Here is an 8,778-nt window from a genome sequence, read left to right as displayed (position 1 = left end):
GGGTGGGGGTGATCCTTTGATGTCCGCGAGCGTGGCCGGTCACCCCACCCCGGAGCGACCCTCCCCCTCAAGGGGAGGGTGGCGGCGTGCAGCCATGCCTATCGGCCGACAACTGAACGACGAGTCCATTCCAACAAGGACCATTCCCATGAAATTGCCATTCCGATTGCCGTGGGCGCTGCCCGCGGGGAGAGTTGCTGCGCCGGTCACCAAGGCTACCGGTGGCGGGTTTGCGCTGGTGGCGGGCGAGGGGCGGGCGGTCTGGTCGGGGCGCTCCTATGGGGTGCTTTCGCGCGAGGGATTCATGAAGAACCCGGTGGCGCATCGCGCCGTGCGGCTGATCGCCGAGGCCGCCGCTGCCGTGCCGCTGCTGCTCTATGACGGCGAGGGTGAGGTCAGCGACCACGCGGCGCTGCGGCTCCTGGCGCGGCCGAATGGGCGCATGGGCGGGCCGGATTTTTTCGAGGCGCTCTATGGCCATCTGCTGCTGTCGGGCAATGCCTATCTCGAGCCGCTTTGGCTCGGCGTGCGGCTCGCCGAACTGCATCTGCTCAGGCCCGACCGGGTGACGGTGATCGAGGGGCGCGACGGCTGGCCGATCGCTTACGAATACCGCGCCGGCGGCGCGCCGCGGCGGCTGCCGGCCGAGGCCGCGCCCACGGCGCTTTTACACCTGAAACTGTTTCATCCGCTCGACGACCACTCAGGCTTTCCGCCGCTGGCGGCAGCGCAAGTGGCGCTCGACCTGCACAATGCCGCGGCCACCTGGAACAAGGCGCTGCTCGACAATTCGGCGCGGCCCTCCGGCGCGCTGGTCTACCAGCCGAAGGAGGGCGGCAATCTCTCGGTCGAACAATATGAGCGGCTGAAGCTGGAACTGGAGGAGGGCTATTCCGGGCCGATGCGGGCCGGCCGGCCGCTGCTGCTGGAAGGCGGGCTCGACTGGAAGGCGATGGGCCTGTCGCCCAAGGACATGGATTTCGTCGAGGCGCGCAATGGGGCTGCCCGCGATATCGCCCTTGCCTTCGGCGTGCCGCCGATGCTGCTCGGCATTCCCGGCGACAACACCTATTCGAACTACCAGGAGGCCAACCGCGCCTTCTACCGGCTGACCGTGCTGCCACTGATCAAGCGCACGGCGGCCAGCCTCTCAGGCCTGATCGGCGAGGGGCAGGCGGGCCTGCTGCGGCTGGCGCCCGATCTCGACCAGGTCGAGGGACTGGCCAGCGAACGCGACGCGCTGTGGGCGCGCATCGGCGCGGCGGGGTTTTTGAGCGACGCGGAAAAGCGCCAGGCCGTGGGCTATGGGGACTGAGCGTTTCAAGCCGGATTCATCGCATGAGGCAGTTGAATCAGTGCATGAAGATGCGGATTCAAGATCTGAGCAAGCAGCGCCAAGCGATTCAAAAGACTCGCGATCCCGGCCTTGCCTCACCTTACGGAAGGCATTCGCTGATCGGGCATGCGGGGGCGGATCTGGCACGAGCTTGATAGTAGCGCGCAGAGGTTAAGGAAATGACCGATTTCAGTCAGGATCCCCAGTTCTGGGGGGCGAGGGCGCTTGGCGCGCTGGCCGGATCGGCGATCTCGCTGATCTATCTTCTGCCCAAGACCCGCCGCGAGGCGGCAAGCCGCCTGGTGACCGGGCTTGCCTGCGGGCTGATTTTTGGCGGGCCGACGGGACTGTGGCTCGGCCAGAAACTCGACCTGCTGGACCATTTGACCGGCTTCGAGATCATGCTGGCCGGCGCGACCGCGGCGAGCCTCTCGGCCTGGTGGGGGCTTGGTCTGCTGGCGCGCCTGGCGGCCCGCTATGGGGCGAAGCCGGGCGGGTGATGGGGGGCTCGCGAGAGGAAAGGTATCGCGTGCGGAACGAAGCGTCACCCCCACCCGCCGCTGCGCGGCGACCTCCCCCCTCAAGGGGGAGGTGGAGTGCGGGGCCGGCGGCATCAACCACCCTCCCCTTGAGGGGGAGGGTCGGAGCGAAGCTCCGGGGTGGGGTGACCTTGCCGAAAGCGCGAGGTTTGCCTGTTGTTCTTCAACCGCTGCAAAGATCGTGTCGAGCACGGGAGCTTTGCCAACGGGAAGGCTCCGGTTGGGATGGTTTTTCGGTGTTTATGGACCATCAGAACCACCCACATTACAATCGGTGGATGATCCGGTTTTTGTCCCTGGTCCCCCCCACCCGCCGCTTCGCGGCGACCTCCCCCCTCAAGGGGGAGGTGGAGTGCGGGGCCGGCGGCATCAGGCCCATCGGCCAACGGCATCAGCCACCCTCCCCTTGAGGGGGAGGGTCGGAGCAAAGCTCCGGGGTGGGGTGACCGGCCCGAAGCGCGAGGTTTGCCTGTCGCTCTTCAACCGCGGCAAAGCTCGTGTCGAGCACGGTAGCTTTGCCAACGGGATGGCTCCGGCTGAGTGGGTTTGTCGGGCATTAATAGACCATGACAATGGCCCATATCGCAACCGGTGGATGACCGGGTCAATGTGGCCGATCACCCCCACCCGCCGCTGCGCGGCGACCTCCCCCCTCAAGGGGGAGGTGGAGAACGCCGCTGACCTTCGGTCCTTGGCCAGCTGACCAGGCGAACACTTCACATCACGAGGAGACGACCATGCATGCTGAACGCGGGCGCGTTTTGCTGACGCAGAAATTTGCCGATCTGAGCCTGAGCGGCATAGCCGGCGACGGGCGGTTTTCGGGCTATGCCAGCGTGTTCGGCGAGGTCGATCTCGGCCGGGACGTGATCGAGCCGGGGGCCTTTCGCCATTCGCTGATGAAGCGCGGGGCGGCAGGCGTGCGCATGCTGTTCCAGCATGATCCGGCGGAACCGATCGGCGCCTGGCGGGTGCTGCGCGAGGACGGGCGCGGGCTCTATGTCGAGGGGCAATTGTCGCCCGGCGTGGCACGGGCCCGCGAGGTGCATGCGCTGATGAAGAGCGGCGCGCTGGACGGGCTGTCGATCGGCTTCCAGACCGTCAGGGCCCGCACCGACGGGGGCGGCAGGGCCGGCAAGGGCGGCGGCAAGGGCCCCGGCAAGGGCAGCGGCGTGCGCCGCATTCTCGAGGCCGATCTCTGGGAAATTTCCGTCGTGACCTTTCCGATGGCACCATCGGCCAGGGTCTCGAACGTCAAGCATGCGCGGTTTTTCCGCGACACGGAAACCGAGCTGCTGCGCACCATGCGCCGCGCCGCTCGGCTGATGGCCATCACCAACTTCAAATGAGGATCAGCAGCATGACCAAGCAGATGACGACTGTGGCACCGGAGGTCAAGGCCGTGCCCGAAACCATGACGGCGGCGTTCGAGGATTTCATGCAGGCCTTCGAGGCCTTCAAGGATGCCAACGACCAGCGGCTCGGCGAAATCGAGCACAAGCTGGTGGCCGACGTGGTGACCCGCGACAAGGTGGAGCGCATCAACAAGGCGATCGACGACCAGTCGCGCATACTCGACCAGCTGGCGCTGAAGACGCTGCGCCCGGCGCTCGGCCGCAGCGGTCAGGCGCCAAGCGGCGACACCGAACGAAAGGCGGCCTTCGAGGCCTATATCCGCCGCGGCGACGAGGCGGGCCTGCGCGAACTGGAGGCCAAGGCCCTGCAATCGGGCGTGGCCGGCGACGGCGGCTATCTGGTGCCCGACGAGACCGACAGCGAGATCGGCCGGCGCCTGTCGGTGGTCTCGCCGATCCGGGCGCTGGCAACGGTGCGCCAGGTCTCGGGCGCCGTGCTGAAGAAGCCGTTCGCGCCGGCCGGCATGGCGTCGGGCTGGGTGGCCGAGACGGCGGCCCGCCCGCAGACCGGCACGCCGGAGCTGACCGAGCTGTCCTTTCCGACCATGGAACTCTACGCCATGCCGGCGGCGACGCAGTCGCTGCTCGACGATGCGGCAGTCGATATCGAGGCGTGGATCTCCAGCGAGGTCGACATCGCCTTTGCCGAGCAGGAGGGGGCAGCGTTTGTGTCCGGCGACGGGGTCAACAAGCCGAAGGGCTTTCTCGCCTATGACACGGTGGAGGACGGCGCCTGGGCCTGGGGCAAGGTGGGCTACAAGCCGACCGGCACGGCCGGCGCCTTTGCGGCAAGCGGCCCCTCCGACATCCTGATCGACACGGTCTATGCGCTCAAAGCCGGCCATCGCCAGAACGCCCATTTCGTCATGAACCGCAAGACGCAAGGGGCGATCCGCAAGTTCAAGGATGCCGACGGCAACTATCTCTGGCAGCCGCCCGGCGGCGTCGGCCAGCCGGCCTCGCTGATCGGCTTTCCGGTGACCGAGGCCGAGGACATGCCGGATGTTGCGGTCAATGCCTTTGCCATCGCGTTTGGCGATTTCCGCGCCGGCTACCTGGTGGTCGACCGCACCGGCGTGCGCGTGCTGCGCGACCCCTACAGCGCCAAACCCTATGTGCTGTTCTACACCACCAAACGGGTCGGCGGCGGCGTGCAGAATTTCGAGGCGATCAAGCTGGTGAAGTTTAGCGTGGGGTGAGGGGTGGGGCTTAAAAAGTCCCCTCCCAAACCCTCCCCACAAGGGGGAGGGCTTACCCAGCCGCTACCCTAGGCGGATAGAGCCGAGCGGGTTTCCCGGGTCTTCTCCCCCCTTGTGGGGGAGATGGCCGGCAGGCCAGAGAGGGCCTTTTTCTCCTCTGTCTGAATTTGCCCGTCATTCATCATCCAATTTCCGGAGACAGTCATGACCTATGCCCTGATCGCGCCGCCCGGCGCGGAGCCGCTGGCGCTTGGCCAGGTAAAGGCCCATCTGCGCGTTGATGGGGACGATGAGGATCAGCTGCTGCTAAGCCTCATCGTCACGGCGCGCCAGCATCTGGAGCGCGAGACAGGGCTGTGCCTGTTGACCCAGGATCTCAGGCTTTATCTCGACCGCTGGCCGCGCGACGGGGTGATTCCGATTGCCAGAGGTCCGGTGCAAGGGATTCAAACCGTTACGGTTTATGAGGCCGATGGCACGCCTCTTCAAGTATCGCTTGAAGATCACCTGCTGGACGGCCAGAGCCGGCCGGCGCGGCTCTGGCTGCGCGATCCGCCGCGGCCGGGCCAGAGCCTGAACGGCATCGAGATCGACTTTCGCGCCGGTTATGGCGATGCCGGCACCGATGTGCCGGACACGCTGCAGCGCGCCCTGCTGCTGCATGTCGCCGAGATGTTTGCCTATCGCGGCGTCGTCGATGCCAGGGACCAGCCGGCCGGCGTGCCGCGCGGCTACGAGCGGCTGATCGCGCCCTTCTGCCGGCGGGGGCTTTGACCATGGGTCTATTCGAGATCGACCCCGGCGGCCTGACGGCGCGGTTGGCCCTGCAGGCGCCGGTGACCATGCCCGACGGGCAGGGCGGCGCGGTGATCGGCTTCGAGGTGCTGGCCCTGATCTGGGCGCGCATCGAGCCGCGGCTGGTGAGCCTGGCGGAACAGGCCGGCGCCGAGATGGTGACCGTGACCCACGACATCTGGATCCGCCAGCGCGCCGGCGTCGAGAGCGGCATGCGCTTCGTCAAGGGCGGACGGATCTTTGCCGTCAAGGCGGTGCACGACCCCGACGAGACGGGGCGATATCTCGTCTGCCGCTGCGAGGAGGAGGGACGATGAGCGCCGTCAACGAGTTGTTGCAGGCCGTTCACGGACGGCTGTCCGGCGATGCGGCGCTGATGGCGCTGATCGGCACGGCCGGCATCCACGACCGGCGGCTCGCCAAGGCGGCACTGCCCTGTCTGGTGTTCGGCACGATAGAGGTCCGCGACCATTCGACGGGCACCGAGACGGGGTGCGAGTGTTTTCTGACATTCGAGGCCTGGTCGGACAGCGGGCGGCGCGAGGCGGAAGAGATTGCCGGTCTGGTGCGTGGGCTGCTTGAGGATGCCGATCTGGCGCTGCCGGCAGCAGTGCTGGTCAGCCTTGGGCATCGGCGTACGGTCAGCCGGCGCGAGGTGAAGACGGCGCTGTTCGTGGCGGAGTTGCAGTTTCGGGCGGTGCTGGAGGTTGGGTGACTCACGCTTTGTGGTCGCTTTGTGGTTTTGCCCCTCACCCTAGCCCTCTCCCCGCAGGCGGGGAGAGGGGACGAGGTCGCGGATGCCGTAGCGGCATCACCCGGCTAGCCTCGCTTTTGGTCGTCGAGAGTGTGGGATCGGTGGGGTTCACTTGCCGGGTTCTTGGGAGCATTGGGCGGCGCGTCCTATGCCTTCTCCCCGTTTACGGGGAGAAGGTCGCGGCAGCGGGATGAGGGGCTCTTGGCGCACCCGGCGCCCTCCTCGCCTCCCATGCGCTCGGCCAGGCGCAACGCGTAGCAGGGGGAAATGCGGGGCTCTTGGCGGGTCGCGATTAGGTAGCCACCCGTGCCCGCCGCGCCATCAGCCCGAGACCGACGATGCAGGTGAGTGCGGTGATTGCCAGCAAAGCCAGCGCCATGAGGGCGGTGGTGGTGCCCTGGCGGTCGAGCAGGGCGGTGAACAGCACCGGGGCGGCGGCGTTGGCGAGGTTTTGCGGCAGCGACAGCCGGGCTGATTGCTGGGCAAAGCGGCTGGCGGAAAAGAAGCTGAGCGGCAAGAGGACGCGCGACAGGGTGGCGATGCCGGAGCCGAAACCGTAGAGCGCGATGAACAGCCAGAGCATCGAGGTCTGGCCGTCGGCCACAAGCAGCGCGCCCATGGCCATGACCAGAAAGGCCGAGCCGATCAGGCCGGTCAGCACAGGCGAACTGCGCTTGCCGATCAGCACATCGACGGCGCGCGCCGAAATGCCGAGCACGGAGCGCAGCGAGCCGAGCTGCAGGGCAAGCGCCGGCGAGGCGCCGGAGACCTGCAGGATATGGATGAGCGACGGCGACAGGCCAAAGGTGATCAGGCTGAAGATCGAGGTGGAAACCGCGATCAGCAGGAAGGCAAGCGCCGACTGGCGCGGCGTCAGCGCCAGCGGCTCGGTATCGGCGGCACTCGTCTCCTCGGCGCTGCGCACTTCGGGTGTGGTGAGCGCCAGGGCATGCAGCGGCAGGCAGACCAGAAGCTGAGCGCCGGCGGCAAGCGTAAGCGTCAGGCGCCAGCCGAGCTGCTGGTCGAGCAGGCTGAGGATCGGCCAGCAGACGGCCGCCGACAGGCCGGTAAAGATCATCAGGATGCCGACGCTGCGCTTGGCGCCGGCCCCTTCGCGCTCGACGACGGCGGTATAGGCCGGCACCGACAGGCCGAAGGCACCGCCAAGACCGATCACCAGCCAGGCGCCCAGATAAAGCACCGGCCCCTGCGCGAGGCTGAGCAGCAAAAGGCCGGAGGCCATCAGGCACGAGCCGACCGACAGGATGCGCGCGGCGCCGTGGCGGGCGAGCAGCCGTCCGGTCTTCGGGCCGGCAAAGGCGAGCACCAGCATCATCACGGTCAGGCCGAGATAGATCATTTCCGAACTCAAGCCGAGATCGGCGGCGATGCGCCGGCCGAGCACGCCCGGCATGTCGAAGGTCGTGCCCCAGCCGAGGATCTGGCTGACCGACAGCAGGGCAATCAGCCCGGCACGCGGCAGCCGGCGAGGCAGAGAGAGGGGCATGAGGATGATTCCGGTGAACGGTCTGGCGGGCGTTTTTCCTTAAGGCAAAACGGCGGCGGGTGGAACGGGAAAAAGGGGTGACCCCGGGTCGCAAGATTGAAAGACATCGCGATGTGGTGTATGTGCAATGTCCGTACAGAGATCGAGGTGTGGCATGGTGGCCCTGAAGAAGAGCGAGGCGGTCAATCTGCGCATCGATGCGGCGACGCGCGATATCATTTCGCGCGCGGCGGCGATGTCCGGCAAATCGATGACCGCTTTCATGACCGAGGCCGCCTTGTCTGTTGCCCAGCGTGAACTGCTCGACCAGCGCTTTATCGGCGTGGATGCAACGGTGTTCGACGGGCTGGACGCTCTGCTCTCGGCCCCGGGAAAAGCCGATGCACGACTGGTCGATCTGCTGAAATCCGACGCCGACTGGATCGATTGACCGGCCATGTATCGCAAGCCCGCGCTGCTGACCGAGACGCATCAGACGGAGCGCTTCGACAGCGGCAAGCCGTCGCTGGATGCGTTTCTGCGGGAAACGGCGCTGCGCAATCAGGCTGAGGGCTATACCAGGACCTTCGTGATCGCCAGTCGCGATCACGATGTGGTCGGCTATCATTCCCTGTCGGCCGCGATGATTTCGCGGGATCATACGCCGCGCCAGATCAAGGGCCATGGCGCCCCGGGCGAAATCCCGGTTGCCCTGCTGGCACGCCTGGCGGTGGACCGTCACCACCAGGGCAAAGGGCTGGGCGGCGCGCTGCTGAAGAATGCGTTGCTGGCCGTGGTCGCGGCATCGGAAACCGTCGCCTTTCGCGCCGTGATGGTGCATGCGCTGGATGACGATGCGACGGCCTTTTATGGCCGGTTCGGCTTCCGTGCGGCCAAGGGGCTGGAGCTGACCCTGCTGCTGCCGATCAACGATCTGCGCGCGTCGCTGCTGGAGGCCATGCGCGAGCCGTAAAAGGCCGGCCAGCCGTGGCGGGCAGCATCCCAAATCCAATGATCCCAAGGCGCCCTGAGTGGCGCCTTTTTGTTGTCGAAAGGACGGAGACGATGGTGGCGCAGAAGGGCAAGGACCTTTTGATCAAGGTGCATGACGGCAGTGCTTATGTGACGGTGGCGGGCTTGCGATCCCGGAAACTGAGTTTCAATGCCCAGACGGTCGATGTGACCGATGCGGAAAGTGTCGGGCGCTGGCGCGAGCTTCTGGGCGGGGCGGGGGTGCAGCGGGCGGCGCTGTCG

General features: G+C 66.8%; 11 protein-coding genes. 10 read left to right on the top strand and 1 reads right to left on the bottom strand.

Annotated elements, in window-relative coordinates; genetic code table 11:
• The first annotated feature begins 148 nt into the window (after positions 1-148).
• From HGO38_RS30850 to HGO38_RS30820, 7 genes are all read left to right on the top strand, one after another.
• A complete protein-coding gene (locus HGO38_RS30850; protein WP_250959616.1) occupies positions 149-1,315 on the top strand; it encodes a phage portal protein in 1,167 nt (388 codons plus the stop codon).
• A 200-nt stretch (positions 1,316-1,515) separates the two neighbouring features.
• Positions 1,516-1,836, top strand: coding sequence for a DUF6107 family protein (locus HGO38_RS30845; protein WP_250959615.1), 321 nt, complete (start codon positions 1,516-1,518; stop codon positions 1,834-1,836).
• Positions 1,837-2,612: 776 nt separating this feature from the next.
• A complete protein-coding gene (locus HGO38_RS30840) occupies positions 2,613-3,224 on the top strand; it encodes an HK97 family phage prohead protease (protein WP_250959614.1) in 612 nt (203 codons plus the stop codon).
• An 11-nt stretch (positions 3,225-3,235) separates the two neighbouring features.
• Entirely contained in the window at positions 3,236-4,489 is a 1,254-nt protein-coding gene (locus tag HGO38_RS30835; RefSeq protein ID WP_250959613.1) for a phage major capsid protein, read from the top strand.
• Between the two features lie 204 nt (positions 4,490-4,693).
• On the top strand, positions 4,694-5,263 hold the full coding sequence (locus HGO38_RS30830; RefSeq protein ID WP_250959612.1) for a head-tail connector protein: 570 nt from the start codon (positions 4,694-4,696) through the stop codon (positions 5,261-5,263).
• A gap of 2 nt (positions 5,264-5,265) precedes the next feature.
• Positions 5,266-5,601, top strand: coding sequence for a phage head closure protein (locus HGO38_RS30825; RefSeq protein ID WP_250959611.1), 336 nt, complete (start codon positions 5,266-5,268; stop codon positions 5,599-5,601).
• A complete protein-coding gene (locus HGO38_RS30820) occupies positions 5,598-5,999 on the top strand; it encodes a DUF3168 domain-containing protein (protein ID WP_250959610.1) in 402 nt (133 codons plus the stop codon). The genes HGO38_RS30825 and HGO38_RS30820 overlap by 4 nt, the downstream gene beginning before the upstream one ends.
• Positions 6,000-6,330: 331 nt before the next feature.
• On the opposite strand, the gene HGO38_RS30815 is transcribed toward HGO38_RS30820, so the two are convergent.
• A complete protein-coding gene (locus tag HGO38_RS30815) occupies positions 6,331-7,545 on the bottom strand; it encodes an MFS transporter (protein ID WP_250959609.1) in 1,215 nt (404 codons plus the stop codon).
• A 154-nt stretch (positions 7,546-7,699) separates the two neighbouring features.
• On the opposite strand from HGO38_RS30815, the gene HGO38_RS30810 reads away from it, so the two are divergent.
• The 3 genes from HGO38_RS30810 to HGO38_RS30800 form a co-directional block, all read left to right on the top strand.
• Positions 7,700-7,975 carry a type II toxin-antitoxin system TacA family antitoxin gene (locus HGO38_RS30810; protein ID WP_250959608.1) on the top strand — a complete coding sequence of 92 codons (276 nt, stop codon included), beginning with the start codon at positions 7,700-7,702 and terminating at the stop codon, positions 7,973-7,975.
• A gap of 6 nt (positions 7,976-7,981) precedes the next feature.
• Positions 7,982-8,497, top strand: a complete 516-nt coding sequence (locus HGO38_RS30805) for a GNAT family N-acetyltransferase (RefSeq protein ID WP_250959607.1) — start codon at positions 7,982-7,984, stop codon at positions 8,495-8,497.
• Positions 8,498-8,589: 92 nt separating this feature from the next.
• Positions 8,590-8,778, top strand: a 189-nt coding sequence (locus HGO38_RS30800) for a phage major tail protein, TP901-1 family (protein ID WP_250959606.1), incomplete at its 3' end; no start/stop codon positions are given.

This window comes from Rhizobium sp. CG5 (assembly GCF_023701945.1).
GTDB lineage: Bacteria > Pseudomonadota > Alphaproteobacteria > Rhizobiales > Rhizobiaceae > Allorhizobium.
Note: the sequence above shows the minus strand (reverse complement) of the source record. Positions and strands in the feature narration are given on the sequence as shown.